This is a genomic window from Parashewanella curva, from assembly GCF_003675895.1.
In the GTDB taxonomy this organism is placed as follows: Bacteria; Pseudomonadota; Gammaproteobacteria; order Enterobacterales; family Shewanellaceae; genus Parashewanella; species Parashewanella curva.
Map to the genome: position 1 here is coordinate 1 of NZ_ML014769.1, position 16,682 is coordinate 16,682.

Annotated in this window: 14 protein-coding genes; 10 read left to right on the forward strand and 4 right to left on the reverse strand. The window is 40.6% G+C overall.

Annotation, left to right across the window (positions count from 1 at the left end):
- Positions 1–103 precede the first annotated feature (103 nt).
- Positions 104–1,168, reverse strand: a complete 1,065-nt coding sequence (locus D5018_RS08245; RefSeq protein WP_121838537.1) for a DUF1800 domain-containing protein — start codon at positions 1,166–1,168, stop codon at positions 104–106.
- A 132-nt stretch (positions 1,169–1,300) separates the two neighbouring features.
- Positions 1,301–2,128 carry an ankyrin repeat domain-containing protein gene (locus tag D5018_RS08250; protein ID WP_165905023.1) on the reverse strand — a complete coding sequence of 276 codons (828 nt, stop codon included), beginning with the start codon at positions 2,126–2,128 and terminating at the stop codon, positions 1,301–1,303.
- Positions 2,129–2,295: 167 nt separating this feature from the next.
- Between D5018_RS08250 and azu the strand changes: the two genes are divergently transcribed.
- The 4 genes from azu to D5018_RS08270 all read left to right on the forward strand — a co-directional run bounded on the left by azu (position 2,296) and on the right by D5018_RS08270 (position 6,423).
- Positions 2,296–2,748 carry an azurin gene (azu, locus tag D5018_RS08255; RefSeq protein ID WP_121838539.1) on the forward strand — a complete coding sequence of 151 codons (453 nt, stop codon included), beginning with the start codon at positions 2,296–2,298 and terminating at the stop codon, positions 2,746–2,748.
- A gap of 675 nt (positions 2,749–3,423) precedes the next feature.
- A complete protein-coding gene (locus D5018_RS08260) occupies positions 3,424–4,401 on the forward strand; it encodes a DUF1852 domain-containing protein (protein WP_121838540.1) in 978 nt (325 codons plus the stop codon).
- 28 nt (positions 4,402–4,429) lie between these two features.
- Positions 4,430–5,455, forward strand: coding sequence for a methionine synthase (locus D5018_RS08265; RefSeq protein ID WP_121838541.1), 1,026 nt, complete (start codon positions 4,430–4,432; stop codon positions 5,453–5,455).
- An 80-nt stretch (positions 5,456–5,535) separates the two neighbouring features.
- Positions 5,536–6,423, forward strand: coding sequence for a LysR family transcriptional regulator (locus tag D5018_RS08270; RefSeq protein WP_121838542.1), 888 nt, complete (start codon positions 5,536–5,538; stop codon positions 6,421–6,423).
- A gap of 13 nt (positions 6,424–6,436) precedes the next feature.
- On the opposite strand, the gene D5018_RS08275 is transcribed toward D5018_RS08270, so the two are convergent.
- Both D5018_RS08275 and D5018_RS08280 read right to left on the reverse strand, forming a co-directional pair.
- Positions 6,437–7,636, reverse strand: coding sequence for an FAD-dependent monooxygenase (locus tag D5018_RS08275; RefSeq protein WP_279386880.1), 1,200 nt, complete (start codon positions 7,634–7,636; stop codon positions 6,437–6,439).
- A gap of 31 nt (positions 7,637–7,667) precedes the next feature.
- Positions 7,668–8,651 carry an ankyrin repeat domain-containing protein gene (locus D5018_RS08280; protein WP_121838543.1) on the reverse strand — a complete coding sequence of 328 codons (984 nt, stop codon included), beginning with the start codon at positions 8,649–8,651 and terminating at the stop codon, positions 7,668–7,670.
- A 254-nt stretch (positions 8,652–8,905) separates the two neighbouring features.
- Here D5018_RS08280 and miaB point away from each other — a divergent pair, with 254 nt between their 5' ends.
- The 6 genes from miaB to D5018_RS08310 all read left to right on the forward strand — a co-directional run bounded on the left by miaB (position 8,906) and on the right by D5018_RS08310 (position 16,682).
- Positions 8,906–10,330 carry a tRNA (N6-isopentenyl adenosine(37)-C2)-methylthiotransferase MiaB gene (gene miaB / locus D5018_RS08285; RefSeq protein WP_121838544.1) on the forward strand — a complete coding sequence of 475 codons (1,425 nt, stop codon included), beginning with the start codon at positions 8,906–8,908 and terminating at the stop codon, positions 10,328–10,330.
- Positions 10,331–10,433: 103 nt separating this feature from the next.
- Positions 10,434–11,489 carry a PhoH family protein gene (locus D5018_RS08290; protein ID WP_121838545.1) on the forward strand — a complete coding sequence of 352 codons (1,056 nt, stop codon included), beginning with the start codon at positions 10,434–10,436 and terminating at the stop codon, positions 11,487–11,489.
- Complete coding sequence (gene ybeY / locus D5018_RS08295; protein ID WP_121838546.1) at positions 11,479–11,934, forward strand: rRNA maturation RNase YbeY; 456 nt, start codon at positions 11,479–11,481, stop codon at positions 11,932–11,934. Before D5018_RS08290 ends, ybeY begins: the two co-directional genes overlap by 11 nt.
- A 29-nt stretch (positions 11,935–11,963) precedes the next feature.
- Positions 11,964–12,824: a CNNM family magnesium/cobalt transport protein CorC gene (gene corC, locus D5018_RS08300; RefSeq protein ID WP_121838547.1), complete on the forward strand. Its 861-nt coding sequence runs from the start codon at positions 11,964–11,966 to the stop codon at positions 12,822–12,824.
- Positions 12,825–14,360: an apolipoprotein N-acyltransferase gene (gene lnt / locus D5018_RS08305; RefSeq protein WP_121838548.1), complete on the forward strand. Its 1,536-nt coding sequence runs from the start codon at positions 12,825–12,827 to the stop codon at positions 14,358–14,360.
- 414 nt (positions 14,361–14,774) lie between these two features.
- Positions 14,775–16,682, forward strand: coding sequence for a DUF1800 family protein (locus tag D5018_RS08310; protein WP_121838549.1), 1,908 nt, complete (start codon positions 14,775–14,777; stop codon positions 16,680–16,682).

The following is a 16,682-nucleotide window of genomic DNA, read 5'->3' on the forward strand; positions in this document are numbered from 1 at the left end:
GATCAACGAAGAAGTAACCAAGTTTTTTAATCAAGTCATGCAAATGGATACTTTTACATTACGCCAAGAGGCTATTTCAACTGAAAAGTTCCCATGATTTTAGCTAAAAATGAACTCCGAAACTTGAATTTAAAGCTCTACAGGTCGAGATGACAAATTCTCGTGGAGATTTGAACTTTTGTCGCTCTTGATGCCAAGCTTCATCTGACTTAATCAAAGTAATCATCACTTCTTTTAAGTTGCCATCAGTTGCCATCCAGCGGTCGGTCATTTTTTTGATGAGGGATTCAGGCGGATTATCTGAGACAAAATGACGGGCAAGTTGAGTGGATACATGTTTTGCAGTCGCTGGATGACGAGCCACAGCTTTAATCATCGCAATGCCTTGCGCTTCGCCACCTTGCCGATAGGTTTTACCGAGCAACACTCTATGACCAGGCTCATGACCATTGGCTCTGAACATGAATCCGATTGTATCGTCTCGCTGCGGTCTTGCCACGCTCCACCCTGTTATACCTTTTGCCATTTCAATTACATCGGCTTGAGTGTAGCCAGAACCGACTCCCATGGTATGTAACTCCATCAACTCACGCCCTAAATTTTCATTCAGGCCTTTACCGCGTTTACCTATTCTTGAATTCGGACCAAAAGACTTATCGTTGTTCAGATATACCAACATCGCTGGGTGATGCATTACCGCCAACACCATGTCATGGAAAGAACCAAACATGTGAGGTGCTATAGCTTCACGCTCAAGGGTTGGTGCCAATACTCGCATCATTTGCCCTTGAGCGGTCACGCTAAAATGATTCGACCAAAAATCCAGTAGTCGCCACGCTAGTGATTGATCGGAATGAATCGACCTGAGCAAAGTATCGCAGCATAACGCCCTAAAATTACCACCAAGATACTTACGGATTTGCTTTTGTTGCTTAGCAAAATCTTTCGCTTGTTCCGACTCTGGTTCTTTCTTAATCAAGCGTTTTTGTTGTTGATAATTGGCTAAATGAATCGAAAGTTGATCAGAATTAGGCAGCTTTTCATTAAAGCTGATTGGCTGTAATTGATCGATGAGATATTGAACAGGATCATGACTGGCTTTTTCCAGTTCTCCTTTTCTTGCTCCCAGACCAAAACGATTAACCGCGATAACGGCATCTGCTGACATGATTAAATTCCCTACAATCTAATATTGTTAATTTGACCATAGAGAATCTGTCTGAGAAGTCGAGTAGCTTTACAAGTCTTTACTTTTGTTTAATGTCGATTGGAATAGATAATCCCTGCAACGATCTGCGTTTTACTTAGCTCTATAGTTCACTTTCTTGGATTCTGGCCATGTATAACTAACATCTTGTTTAGCATCGCTGTCTCCCTGTTGCATGAAGATGTCAACAATATCTCTCCCCTTGTCATCTAACACTTTCAAGTCACTACTCAATCTTTCTCCAGTAAGTGTAAACACCTCTTGTACAACACCTTGTGATTGAAGAAATGCATTATAAGGTCCCATTGACTGTTGCTTTTCAGGATCAAAATCCTTCAAGGTATGATCAGCCTTTTTGTTGAGAAGAAACTCAATAACTTTATAATGCCCCTTAAGGCAAGCAATAAATAGGGGGGTACGCCCAGAAACACCTGTCGTCGAGCAAGTTACCCGCTCGTTAATGTCTGGTTTCCCATTATACAATAGTTCAACAACCTCCAATTTACCTGTGCGACAAGCAAGCCAGAATAAAGAAATCGATGGGTAGACTAGACCATCTATTTCACAATTTATTTTAGTGTTGGCTAATGTTTCAATGTCATACTCCATAATAAAGTCATCGATTTTTTGTACATTTCCTTTGTAACCAAATGCCAATGCCATTTCCTTCATTTCATCTTCGGAAAAGGTAACCTTAGCCTTTTTGGCCTTAAAACTGTCTAGCGTCTCTGAGTGAGAGCCCACTTCATCTGGTATTTTTTGATGAAACCCCCTTTTTTCTTCAGCAGCAGCTTGATTTGGCTCAACTTGATAATACAAACCACTTTCATCGTTAACTAAACTCGATCTATCCTGTTGTGACTCTTTTTTTTCAGCAGGGTTAACAGCTAAAGCCTCTCTCTCTGCACGACAAACTGACATTTCATATATCCTCTTTCGCTTACACATAACTCATAAAATAAATGACTGTGGTATTAAACAAAACAAAAAATCGTTTTATGTTCAGTTAGTTGAAAGGTATGAAAGTTGATCGCTTTCACTCTCTAGGGCGTATTTAGGTTTGATTAACTGAATAAGGAAGTGAAGTTATGAAAATCAAATTATGGTTAGCATCTACAGCCTTAGCTTTTTCATTTAATGCTTTTGCAGGCACTTGCTCGTTTGATATTGCCGTGATGGATGCACTCAAATTTAGCAAACCGAGCATAACAATTTCAAAATCTAAATGTGACAAGGTAACTATTAATCTCATGCACATAGGTAAGTTACCCAAAACGACAATGGGTCATAACTGGGTACTAACGAAGTCAACTGATGTTGAAGCCGCAGCATTAGCCGGTCAAATGGCAGGAGTCGCAAGTAACTTTGTGTTAATGGGCGATAAGCGAATAATAGCTTCGACCAAAATCATTGGTGGTGGTGAGTCAACCAGCATAACTTTTGACACTAAGATGCTAATGACCGGCGGAGGATATACCTACTTTTGTAGTTTTCCCGGTCATCACTACATAATGAAGGGAATGTTTATTGTTAATCCCTAGATGTCGTTCCCAATTAGATTTTTGATTGACCGACATACAAAGCAGTCGTTACTGCGTTGACCGACATACACTGCTGTCGTTACTGCGTTTAGTTCACTAAACTTCAAACTTTGTGCCTTGATTTTGCAAATTTTAGGCAGTAACAAATCAAAAAGTCTTTAATTGGGAACGGCCTCTAGCCTTTCTCAATGCCCGCATTAAAAGCGGGCACTTTTATTTAACCACCCAATTTTTTAACTCACAAAAATATATTTTTACTCACCTTACCAAGTAAAACATGAATAAAACTCATAACGCCATGAATAAATACCATTATTTTTCATTTGAAAATATAAGTATAAATTCCCTTCAAACTAAAAACATCAGTTGGCTACGTTCTCAAGAGTAGAAACGCAGTAATGCCAGTTTTGTATTGCGGTAAAAAATGATTGCTAGCAAGGCGTAGCTTGCAGCAAATAGTTGCTCTACTTGCAAAAGTTACAACGCAGCTAGCGGGCATTTTTACAAGCTTGTGGGCGTAGAGCGTTTCAGCCATTCGGTGAATGATTAAGACATTGAAATTATTACCAACTCAAATAGATATTAACTTATTGAGCGTTCAACTGATGTTTTTAGGTTCAAATATGTACTTTTAAACAGAGTGAATAAAACATATCTAAAAAGGACTTAATCGCCATGAGCACAGATTTTCGATTTAACATTAACAGTATTCGGCTCGATGAAGATTATCAGCCCTCAAACAGTACTCGCATCACGACTAATTTTGCTAACTTAGCAAGAGGAGAGCATCGCCAGCAAAATTTACAAAATGCGCTAACAATGATTGATAACAGTTTTAATGCTTTAGCTCATTGGGACAATCCTACTGGAGACCGTTATTCAGTCGAGCTTGAAATCATTTCTGTTGATATGGATATAAAGGGAAGTGGACAAAGCTTTCCATCAATTGAAGTATTAAAAACCAACATCATTGATCATCAAACCAATCAAAGGATTGAAGGGATTATTGGAAATAATTTCTCTTCTTATGTTCGTGATTATGATTTTAGTGTGCTGCTACTGGAGCATAATAGAGATCAATCTAAATTCAGCGTGCCTGATAATTTTGGTGAGCTACACGGCAAGCTATTTAACTATTTTGTTAATTCAGAGGCATATAAGGCACACTTCAACAAGCTGCCCGTTATTTGTTTGAGTGTTTCCGATAACAAAACCTATCACCAAACTGAAAATAAGCACCCAATCTTAGGCGTTGAATACTTACCAAATAGCTCATCACTTACTGAACAATACTTTAAAAAAATGGGCTTAAAAGTTCGCTATTTTATGCCTCCTAACAGTGTGGCACCTTTGGCATTTTATTTCTTTGGTGACTTACTGAATGATTACAGTAACTTAGAGCTTATCAGTACCATTAGCACGATGGAAACATTCCAAAAAATATATCGCCCTGAAATATATAACGCCAATGCTACGGCAGGTAAATGCTTTCAGCCTAATTTAAAAAACCAAGATCATTCATTAACTAAAATTGTTTACGACCGAGAAGAACGTAGCCAATTGGCAATCAAGCAGGGGAAATTTGCACAAGAGAATTTCATCAAGCCCTACCAAACCGTTCTCGAAAAATGGTCAGCTAATTACGCATTTTAATTCACTCAACCGAACGGCTTTACATTTAATGAAAACACTATTACCTACATCTACAGCCGGCAGCTTACCAAAGCCATCTTGGTTAGCTGAACCTGAAACACTTTGGTCACCTTGGAAAATGCAAGGCCAACAATTAACTGATGGTAAACAAGATGCTTTACGCCTAACACTACAAGAGCAGTCAGTGGCTGGTATTGATATTGTCGGCGATGGCGAACAAACCCGCCAACACTTTGTCACCACTTTTATTGAACACTTATCTGGTGTTGATTTCGAAAATCGTAAAAGCGTCAAAATAAGGGATCGCTACCAAGCTAGTGTACCCACCGTAATCGGCCCTGTTAGTCGCCCAAAACCTGTTTTTGTGGAAGATGCCCAATTTTTACGGAAACAAACTGATCAACCAATAAAGTGGGCTTTACCCGGCCCAATGACCATGATAGATACCCTTTACGATGACCATTACAAAAGTCGAGAAAAGCTTGCTTGGGAATTTGCGAAGATTCTCAACCAAGAAGCTAAAGAGTTAGAAGCCGCGGGTGTAGATATTATCCAATTCGATGAACCCGCTTTTAATGTATTCTTCGATGACGTAAACGACTGGGGCATTGCGTGTTTAGAAAGAGCTATCGAAGGCCTAAAATGTGAAACGGCGGTACACATTTGTTATGGCTATGGCATAAAAGCAAATACTGATTGGAAAAAAACCTTGGGCGCAGAGTGGCGACAGTACGAAGCTATTTTGCCAAAACTGCAACAATCAAACATTAATATCATTTCTCTTGAATGCCATAATTCTCATGTTCCTATCGAACTTCTAGAATTGGTTAGAGGAAAAAAAGTAATGGTAGGCGCTATTGATGTTGCAAACAGCGCCATAGAAACACCTGAAGAAGTCGCCGAAACACTCCGAAAAGCCCTCAAATTTGTTGATGCAGATAAGCTATACCCTTGTACCAACTGTGGCATGGCTCCCTTGCCTCGACAAATCGCGAGAGAAAAACTAGCCGCATTAAGCGCTGGTGCCGAGATTGTCCGTAACGAACTAAAATAATTCCCTCTCCGACTATGACCATTTGTCAACAGATGGCATTATGGTCTGATTCGAATTCAAAAGGAAAGTGGAGACAGCAGGTGCTAGAGCGTACCCATTTGGAAATATTAACAGCCATAAAAGAACATGGAACACTCACCAAGGCGGCCGACGCTCTGCATTTAACTCAATCCGCGTTAAGCCACAGTATTAAAAAGCTGGAAGCTCAGCTCAATACTGCTATTTGGGAAAAAAAAGGCCGTGAATTAAGGTTAACGGCAGCTGGAGAGTGCATTCAATCTCTCGCCATTAGAGTATTACCCCACTTTTCACATACAGAACTTTTGCTAGACCAAATAGCAAATGGAGAAAGTGGCAGCCTACGCATCGGAATGGAGTGTCACCCTTGTTATCATTGGTTACTAAGAGTAATCGAACCATACCTTAGTCGATGGCCAAGTGTAGATATAGATGTTAAGCAGGAGTTTCAGTTTGGTGCGCTTGGTGCTCTCCAAAATTTTGAAATTGATGTACTCATTACACCTGATCCATTATTTACCCCCGACATTCAATATACTCCTGTGTTTGGCTACGAGCATATGCTTGTAGTTTCGAGATTTCACCCATTAGCCAATCACGCTTGGGTTGCGCCAGAGGAATTAATTAATGAAGTTCTTTTTAGTTACCCTGTCGAACCACAGAGATTGGATATCTTTAGCCAATTTTTAACTCCGGCAAAATGCACAGTGAGAAAGCACAAAATCATTGAAACGACTGAAATCATGTTGCAAATGGTTGCAGCAGGCAGAGGCGTTTGCGCGCTTCCTGGCTGGTTAGTTGAGCAATACTCCAAAACCATGCCAATAAAAAGCGTTCGCTTTGGTGAGCATGGCATCGACAAGCAAATCTATATTGGAACCCGTAAGCACGAAGAGCAGATTGATTATCTAAATGATTTCATTACTCAGGCTCAACATGCAAGAACATAAATTAGGGCGTGCCCTAAAATCCAAGTGCATATTTCAGCACTTTTTGTTTGATGGGAGAATCAATATTCGCCACCTTCAGCGCTAGGTTTCTTATCGCTTTAATTGGCATTAAATTGTTGCTAAACGTTTTGTAAAACATATCCATACCGGTTTGCATCAACAGGTTATCTTTATATCTCTGGTTTTGGTATTCAGCTAATACTGAATTTTGATACCAGATTTGATTTTCACCCAAAGCTTCGGCAACTACAGACAATAAAGCATCAACATCTTTAAAGCCTAAGTTAACACCCTGCCCTGCTAACGGATTAATGGTATGCGCGGCATCACCTAATATCACCACGTTATCAGCATAATACTGATTGGCATGACGACGAGTCAGTGGAAAGCTGCCTTTATCTAACACGATAAAGTTTGGATCGAGTCGCTCTGGGAAATGAGCTCGAATTTGCTCAGCCAATTGCACAGGATTGAATTGCATTAATTTGGCAATAGTTTGTGGCGAGTCATACCACACTAACGAAGCATGATTATCAGGTAATGGTAATAAACTACGTGGCCCATTCGGCGTAAATTGCTGCCAAGTGACATCTTGCTGTGGTGTTTGAGTTTCAATATTGATCAACATGCACGCTTGTTGATAATCCCAACCTGTAATGCCGATTCCGGCCCATTGACGAACACTAGAGTTGGCACCATCACAACCAATTAATAAATTAGCAATGCACTGTTTGCCTGACTCAAGACTGACCTTAACCTGCTGAAATGATCCTTGCTGATATTCAAACTGAGTAACTATTTCGGGATAAAGGATTTCCACATTATCCATTTGCTCAAGTTGTTCCCACAAGCCCAATTGAATAACTCGATTTTCTACAATATGACCTAAATGATCTTCGTGAATTTGTTCACAATGAAACTGGGTGATAAAGCCGTCTAATTCCCAAGTTTCCAATCCACGATAAACAGCATGTCGCTTTTTAAACACACCATCCCAAGCACCCAAGCGATTCAATAACTTTTCAGATGCCGCGCTAATAGCCGAAACTCTAACGTCTAATGGCTGATTATCATCAAACGCTTTGGGCTCAATACTTTCAATAACTGAAACTGAAAGCCCTAATTGAGCTAAACCAAGTGCTGTTGCTGCACCGACCATACCACCGCCTATCACAATGGCATCTTTGTATTTTAGTTGAGAGTCCTTGGTCACAAGTATCAAATCCTAGGAAGTTTGAGTCAGTTTACACTCCAGAAACAGTATTGTTAAGAAAGCCTTCTATTAAAAGTTTTCGCATCAATTGATAAGTATCAATCAATTGTTCTTTTTGCTCTTGGTTAAAATTATTAGAGCTTTGTTGAGCTCGGTACGCCCTATCAAGTCGAGCTAGAGGATCGTATTCTCGCTCTTGTGCTATTGAGTAGCCAGGCTTAGCTTTATAAGACAATAGAAGTTCCAACATCTTAAGGTCAAAATTATCAACCGCAAAATCAACAGCATTGCAATTATAACCTGGTATTGTCGGATTCGTTCGAGGATGAACACTGGCACCAATGGCAAGAAGATTTTTTGCCGTATAATAGCGGCGATTTATAACTGCCAAGTGTAAGGGTGTTAAGCCTTCACGGTTGTATGTCGATAGTCGACGTGGCGACAGTAAAAAACGATAACGAGGTATCAATTGAAAGTGGCCATATACCGCCACTGTATGAAGTTCAGTCTGTCCATTTTGATCCAAACGATCAGGAAAAAACATACCCCGCTCAGCAACATAATTCACCCCTTGCATAGCTCGCTGTATTTCTTCTTTGGTGTTGGGTTCATTAACAGCTGATATGGCATGCTGTAGAGGTGTACGACGATCGGATGGGTATTCTTTTACAACCGAGTATGAGAGGCCACGTTCCTGTAAAGCTCGAAAAAAATCACCTTCACAACTGTTGTATACATCTCTAATTGCATCGGATGTAGTTACCCCAAAGTATTTACAAATGGCAGTGGAAATAACGTCAACAAAAGGTAAGTCATCAGGTTCAAAGATATCTTGACGAATAACATCATAACAACGATTATTCGATATTCTTATTTTATAAGCCCTCAATCCAAGACGGGTTTCTACTTGTACTACATCTCCATCTCGAATTGCCCCTCTTCTACATGTAGCAAGTTGTAAGCTATTAGCAACTGTTGAATATTCATTAAATCTTGCTGATATTGCTTCTGCCATAACTTATTCACTTATTTAGGTTTATACTCGAAGCACCGATGGCGTCGGGTAAAAGTTGAACGACCACAGACATTTACACACACAGCGATTTTTTTTCAAATTAATAAATATTCATTAAGGTAAAAATTAATTCTGAGCTATTAACTCAAGTATTTACAAACTAAATCACAACCTCAGAGTACAAAAGCTGGTCAGGCGAGTAATCTGGCGGTAAAATATGCCGCTATTTTTTGAGGTATGAGTAACACAAACTGATGAGTAAAAAACTCCACATTAAAACCTGGGGCTGTCAAATGAATGAGTATGACTCAGCTAAGATGGCCGATTTAATGGATGAATACGAAGGTTATACCCTGACCGATGAAGCTGAAGAAGCGGATGTTTTGCTTCTGAACACTTGTTCAATCCGTGAAAAAGCACAGGAAAAAGTGTTTCATCAGTTAGGTCGTTGGAAAAACCTAAAAGACAAAAATCCCGACTTGATCATTGGTGTTGGTGGTTGCGTTGCATCACAAGAAGGTAAGCACATCAAAGAGCGCGCTCAGTGCGTTGATTTGATCTTCGGCCCACAGACCTTGCACCGTCTACCAGAAATGGTTGACCAAGTTAAGCGTGGTGAAAAAGCGGTTATTGATGTCAGCTTTCCAGAAATTGAGAAATTCGACCGTCTACCAGAGCCAAAAGCTGAAGGCCCAACCGCATTCGTTTCTATCATGGAAGGCTGTAGTAAATACTGCTCATTCTGCGTAGTGCCTTATACGCGAGGTGAGGAAGTCAGTCGTCCATTAGATGATGTGATCTTAGAAGTGGCACAACTGGCTGAGCAAGGCGTCCGTGAAGTTAATTTACTTGGTCAAAACGTGAATGCTTACCGTGGGGCCACCTTTGATGGTGAAATCTGTACTTTTGCTGAATTACTGCGTTATGTAGCGGCAATTGACGGCATTGACCGTTTACGTTTTACCACCAGCCACCCCATTGAATTCACTCAAGACATCATTGATGTTTATGCTGATACCCCTGAGTTGGTAAGCTTCCTTCACTTACCTGTGCAATCCGGTTCTGATCGTATTCTTGCGGCAATGAAGCGTGGACACATGGCACTTGAGTATAAATCGATCATTCGTCGTCTACGTAAAGCTCGTCCTGATATTCAAATCAGCTCTGACTTCATCATTGGTTTCCCTGGTGAAACTCAACAAGACTTCCAAGACACGATGAAGCTGATTGAAGACGTAAACTTCGACCATAGCTTCAGCTTTATTTACAGTGCTCGTCCGGGAACGCCTGCGTCTGATTTACCTGATGATGTTGATTTAGAAGAAAAGAAACAACGTCTAGCTATTCTACAAGATCGCATCACCCAACAAGCTATGCGATACAGCCGTCATATGATGGGCACAGTGCAGCGTATATTGGTTGAAGGTCCATCGGTTAAAAACCCAATGGAGCTTCGTGGCCGTACCGAAAACAACCGCGTGGTTAACTTTGAAGGTCAACCTCAGCACATTGGTAAATTTGTCGATGTTGAGATTGTTGACGTTTACACCAACTCACTACGTGGTAAATTTGTACGAGCTGAAGAAGATATGGATCTTCGCCGTGAATTACGCCCATCTGACGTACTTGCTAAACATAGAACAGAAGATGATTTAGGTGTAGGAACATTCCAACCTTAATCCATACAAAAAAATTAACTAAACTTAAGGGCAGGGACACTGCCCTTTTTTGTCAACTTTGATAAGATAAACTAGATTAATTGATTTCATCTTGGAGACTTGCTTGTCCAGTAAACTGACTACGTTAAATCTGTACCTAGAACCTGCCGAACCACGTCGTCTTGCTTCTTTATGCGGCCCTTTCGACGATAACATCAAACAAATTGAGCGTCGTGTTGGTGTTGAGATCAGCTACCGTGATAATCACTTTACTATTGTTGGTCAGCCACAAAATACCCTAACTGCAAATAATTTGCTGCGTGATTTATACGTTGAAACTCAACCTGTTCGTGGCAGCACGCCAGATATCGAACCAGAACAAGTGCATATTGCTATCCAAGAAGCGGTATCGGTTGAAGCCTATGATAGTTCAGATGATAAAGAACTATTTATCAAAACTAAGCGCGGTGTCATCAAGCCAAGAAACCCAAACCAACGCCAGTACGTTGCTAATATTGTTCGTCACGATATTACCTTTGGTGTCGGGCCAGCAGGTACGGGTAAGACCTACCTAGCTGTAGCAGCTGCTGTTGATGCTCTTGAGCGTCAAGAAGTACGCCGTATTTTGCTGACTCGCCCAGCGGTTGAAGCGGGTGAAAAATTAGGTTTCTTACCCGGTGATTTAAGCCAAAAGGTCGATCCTTATCTTCGCCCTTTATACGATGCATTATTTGAAATGCTTGGCTTTGAAAAAGTGGAGCGTTTGATTGAACGTAACGTAATTGAAGTTGCTCCACTGGCTTATATGCGTGGTCGTACATTAAACGATGCCTTTATCATTCTTGATGAAAGCCAAAATACTACGGTTGAACAAATGAAGATGTTCCTAACCCGTATTGGTTTTAATTCTCGCGCGGTGATCACAGGTGACGTTACCCAAATCGACTTACCTCGCAATACCAAGTCAGGACTGCGTCATGCGATTGAAGTGCTAAGTAAAGTTAACGAAATCAGTATCAACTTCTTTGCTTCCCACGATGTCGTACGTCACCCTGTTGTGGCTCGTATCGTTGAAGCTTACGAAGAACACGACATGCACCAACAAGCCGCCAAAGCACGTCGCGAACAAGCCGAAAAGAAAGCCCAACAATCTGCAGAAGGCGATATAAATGAAGCTTGATGTCGATTTACAATTGGCTTGTGATGCCTCAAATCTACCATCGCAAGCTGAATTTGAACTTTGGGCTAGCACTGCTATCCAACATCATATGTCGGTAGCAGAGCTAACGATTAGAATTGTTGAAGCAGAAGAAAGTCAGCAACTCAATCATCAGTATCGCAACAAAGATAAGCCCACTAATGTGTTATCTTTTCCATTCGAAGCACCAGAAGGCATTGATTTACCTCTGCTTGGTGATTTAATAATCTGTGCTGATGTGGTAAAAAAAGAAGCGGAAGAGCAAAATAAACCATTACAAGCCCATTGGGCGCATATGGTTGTACATGGCTGTTTGCATTTGCTAGGGTATGACCATATTGACGATAACGAAGCCGAAGAAATGGAATCGTTAGAAACCGAGCTTATTGAAAGCTTAGGATTTGAAAACCCGTATAAGGAAAAATAACAGGTCTAATATTGACCTAATGAAAGACTATGAATGACGATATCCCCCCGAGTACCCACGCCCAGAAAAAGGGCTGGTTTGATAAAGTAAGCCAACTGTTTCAGGGCGAACCTCAAAACCGAGAAGAACTCGTTGATGTGATTGAAGACGCCGAAGAGCGAGATTTAATCACCGAAGACACTCGCGAAATGATCAAAGGTGTTTTAGAAGTGTCCGATTTACGCGTGCGCGATATTATGATCCCACGGGTTCAAATTGTCACTTTAGACATTGATGATTCCATTGAAACGCTTCTCAATACCGTTATTTCCTCTGCTCATTCACGCTTTCCGGTGATCAATGATGATAAGGATCACATCGAAGGTATTCTCCTAGCGAAAGATTTACTCAAATACGGTTTTAATCAAAGCGATGAACCTTTTGAGCTCAGTAAAGCGATTCGTCCTGCAGTTGTAGTCCCTGAATCCAAACGCGTTGATATTCTCCTTAAAGAATTCCGCAGCGAACGTTACCACATGGCCATCGTTGTTGATGAATATGGCGGCGTATCTGGCCTAGTGACCATTGAAGATATTCTTGAAGAAATCGTGGGGGAAATCCAAGACGAATTTGATCACGATAGCGAAGAAGAGTGTGAAATTCGTAAAATCAATGATTCAGCTTATATGGTCAAAGCGTTAACGCCCATTGATGACTTTAATGAACAATTTGGTACCGAGTTTAGTGATGAAGAGTTCGACACTGTCGGTGGTTTGGTTTCCCACGCATTCGGTCATCTACCTGAACGTGACGAAAACATCACCATAGGTAGCATTAATTTCAAAGTTACTAGTGCTGATACCCGACGCTTAAACCAATTAAGAGTTAAGTTTTTGAAGGATCAAACTTAAGTGAGTTTTATTTCTAAATTACACGGCCACAAGTGGACACGCTTTGTGGCCGCTTTTTTAGCCGGCGCTTCTTGTACTCTATCTTTTGCTCCCTATGATCTTTGGGGAGTTTTGCCAGTTGCATTTGCGATAAGCCTTTACCTTGGCCGTACACTGGGTGCAAAACAGGGCTTTAAGCATTGGTTGAGCTTTGGGTTTGGATATTTTGCTGTAGGTATCAGCTGGGTCCATGTCAGTATGGCTGAGTTTGGAGGTATCCCCCTGATTGCCTCCATGCTATTAATGGCATTATTGGCGCTCTATCTCGCTCTTTTTCCAGCTTTTGCAGGCTATTTGAGCCGTCAAATTTGCAAAGATAATCATTGGCAGCATGATGTGCTTTTATTTCCTGCGCTTTGGGTATTAATGGAATGGGCAAGAGGTTGGGTATTAACAGGCTTTCCTTGGCTTTGGGCTGGTTATAGCCAAACTCAAGGGCCGTTATCCCCTGTGGCAGCTGGATTTGGTGCAATTGGTTTAAGCTTGCTATTAGTTACGCTGGCAGGTGCTTTAGCACAACTATTCCAAAAGCGCTGGCAAGCGATTGCTGTTTATACGCCATTACTATTAGTTCTCATTGTTATAGCTCCCAAATTCTCAAATGTCACGCCAACTGGAAGCAACATGAAAGTGGCGATGATCCAAGGGAATATTCCGCAAAGCACAAAGTGGCAACCTGAAATGTTGTGGCCAACCTTGCTGAAGTACATGGATCTATCTCGAAATAACTACGATGCAGATGTGATTATTTGGCCTGAGGGAGCCATTCCTGCACCAGAGTATAAAGTTAGTGATTTTTTAGCGAACGCCAACCAATCAGCTAATTTAAATGACAGTGCGATTGTTACAGGCATTATTAGTCAAACAGGGCCACAAACCTTTTATAACTCGCTTGTTGTCTTGGGAAATACTCGCAAAAAGCATCAAGCAAATGGTGACTATACCCCTCATAGTGACAACGAATACCGTAAACATCACTTGTTGCCTATTGGTGAGTTTGTGCCATTTGAAAGCATACTAAGACCTATCGCACCGTTATTTGATTTACCTATGTCTTCGTTCACTCGTGGGAGTTATGTTCAGCCAGATTTACTGGCTTTGGGTTATCACATTACACCCGCAATTTGCTTTGAAATCACCTTTCCTGAGCAAGTAAGAAACAACCTAAAAGCCAACAGTGACGTGATCCTTACTGTTTCTAATGACGCTTGGTTTGGTACTTCTATTGGGCCATTGCAGCATATGCAAATCGCTCAAATGCGAGCGATTGAGTTAGGTAAGCCCGTACTTAGAGCAACGAACAATGGTGTTACTGCCGTTGTTAATCCTAAGGGTAAAATCACAGAACAATTACCTCAGTTCAAAACTGGAATATTAAGAGCTAACGTACCGCTAATGAAAGGGGAAACCTTATTTTATAAGCTCGGTCAATTGCCAGTATTGCTGCTTTGTGGACTAGTTGTCGCCATAGGGTTTGTTTACAGTCGTAAAAACTAAAATTCATTAACAATGGTTCGGACACTTTTTATAAGCAATTGAATTTACAAAATTTTATGAATTGAATCTGAAAACACAGATTCATTAAAATTCAATGACTTACTAAATATTGAGGCACGACCAATCAAAAACTGTCCGAAGTATTGATTAAGCAACTCTATTGATATGAATAGAAAGACCCATAATGTCTGTGTTATGGGTCATTTTGATAGAACTCCACCAGCTTCACACTCTGAATTTATCACCATAAATTTTCACAACGACAATATTTCTTTGAAATCATATAGATACGCTCAACCCCCCAATTTAATTGATGCTTATCAACAAAAACATAAATTTTCAGCTTGAAAATTTAAATAATTGTTGTAACTTTGTTCAGTCACTTCATGCATTATTATAAACAGAGTCGCAGATATGAACACAAAAGAGCAAGCCTCCCGCTTTTTAATGCAAGCTACCTTGGGAGCGAACTACCCACTGATTGAAAAGGTTAGTCAAGATGGTATAAATAACTGGCTCGATCAGCAGTTAGAACATCGAGTTGAAGAAGAAAATGGTTTTGTAAAAGATGGTTTCTACCAAAAAACCCATGATATATGGCGTGGTAAATCAGAAACAAAAGGCTTTAAGAAAAAACTGATCGATGCCTATACCGAATCCAACATCAATGGCGCGGGCAATAACCCTGCTCTTCCATACAATTACTACTTTAGACAAGCATGGTGGCATAAAACCTTAGTACAAGGCAATTTAGCCGAAGATACAAACCTTGATAATGATTTTACTGAGCAGCCAAAAATCTCAGAAACTGAAGCCAATGCTGATAACTTAGTTCGTCACAGAGTGGCTCAAGCATTAAGCGAAATTCTCGTCATTTCTGATAACTCGATTCTCGAATTAGATGCAGAAGGCATGGCAAGCTACTATGACTTGCTTTACAAGCACGCTCTAGGTTCATACAAAGACTTATTAACGGATGTGTCATTACACCCTTGCATGGGCGTGTACCTCACTCACATCAACAATCGCAAAGCTGAACCAACTAAAAATATTCACCCTGATGAAAACTACGCCCGTGAGATCATGCAGCTATTTACCATTGGTTTGTTTGAGCTAAATCCTGATGGCAGCCATCAGCAAGAAAATGGCAAGGATATTCCGACTTATAATAACGATGACATTAAAGAGATGGCGCGAGTATTCACTGGAATCAAGGCATCGGAATACAATTTTGAATACCCTAATGCTGTTCTGAACTTTGATGGCGAAGATGTAAGAATGGCTGACATTAACGGTCAAGAAATTGATTTTAATGATGGTATAAATAACTCAGTCAAAATGATCCCTTATGTATCAATGATCAAGCCAATGGCAACCGAAGATGATTATCATGATCTTGAACCTAAGAAGCTCCTAAACGGGTGGATTGACTTACCAAAACGCACAGCAAGTGGTGGTTCAGCAACCTTAGCCGACATCAAAGCAGCTGTATCTCGATTAGTTGAGCACAAAAATACTGCACCTTTCATCGCGAAAAAGCTCATTCAGCAATTGGTCACATCGAACCCTACCCCAGCTTATGTTAAGGCCGTTGCCAGTGCTTTTGGTAAATCAGGTAATTTAAAAGCCGCTGTAAAGACCATTTTGACTTATCCGCAGAGCAATGTTGTTACCATTGGTGATTCCGATATTAGCAATATCCAAAAGTTAAAGTCTCCTTTATTGCGCGTTACCCAATTACTTCGTGCTTTCAATGTAAGTAATGAGCAAAAGCGTTTATGGTTGATCGGGAGTGATATTAAAGACGATTTGAATCACCATATTCTATCTTCGCCGACGGTATTCAACTTTTATAAGCCTGACTTTATTCCCCATGGTGATATTGAAAAAGAAAATAAAGTGGCACCAGAGTTTGAGCTATATAACGCCCATACTTCAATTAGCTATGTGAATATGGTTTACCGTTGGTTATTTGGTGAAGCATTACCTTTAGTTAGCACTCAAATCAAAACAGGGGTAACCCCTCCGCACGTTGTGCCAGAACTTGATGCCGAAACATTACTGGCTAATACCCAAAGTAAACTAAACCTCAACTTTGATGCTGAGCTTCCACTAGCAGCCGATAAAAACAAATGGTCACAACTTATCGAGCGTGTTTCGTTAATTTTGACAGGCAAAGAACAAAGTTCAGTCAAAACCAACATTCTTGATGCACTTGATAAACAGAACGATCCTAGTAATCCAAATAACAGCCTTTGGATTGTCCAAACAGTGGTATTTATGATCGCTGTTTCACCTGACTTTGCTATTCTGGAGGCTTAA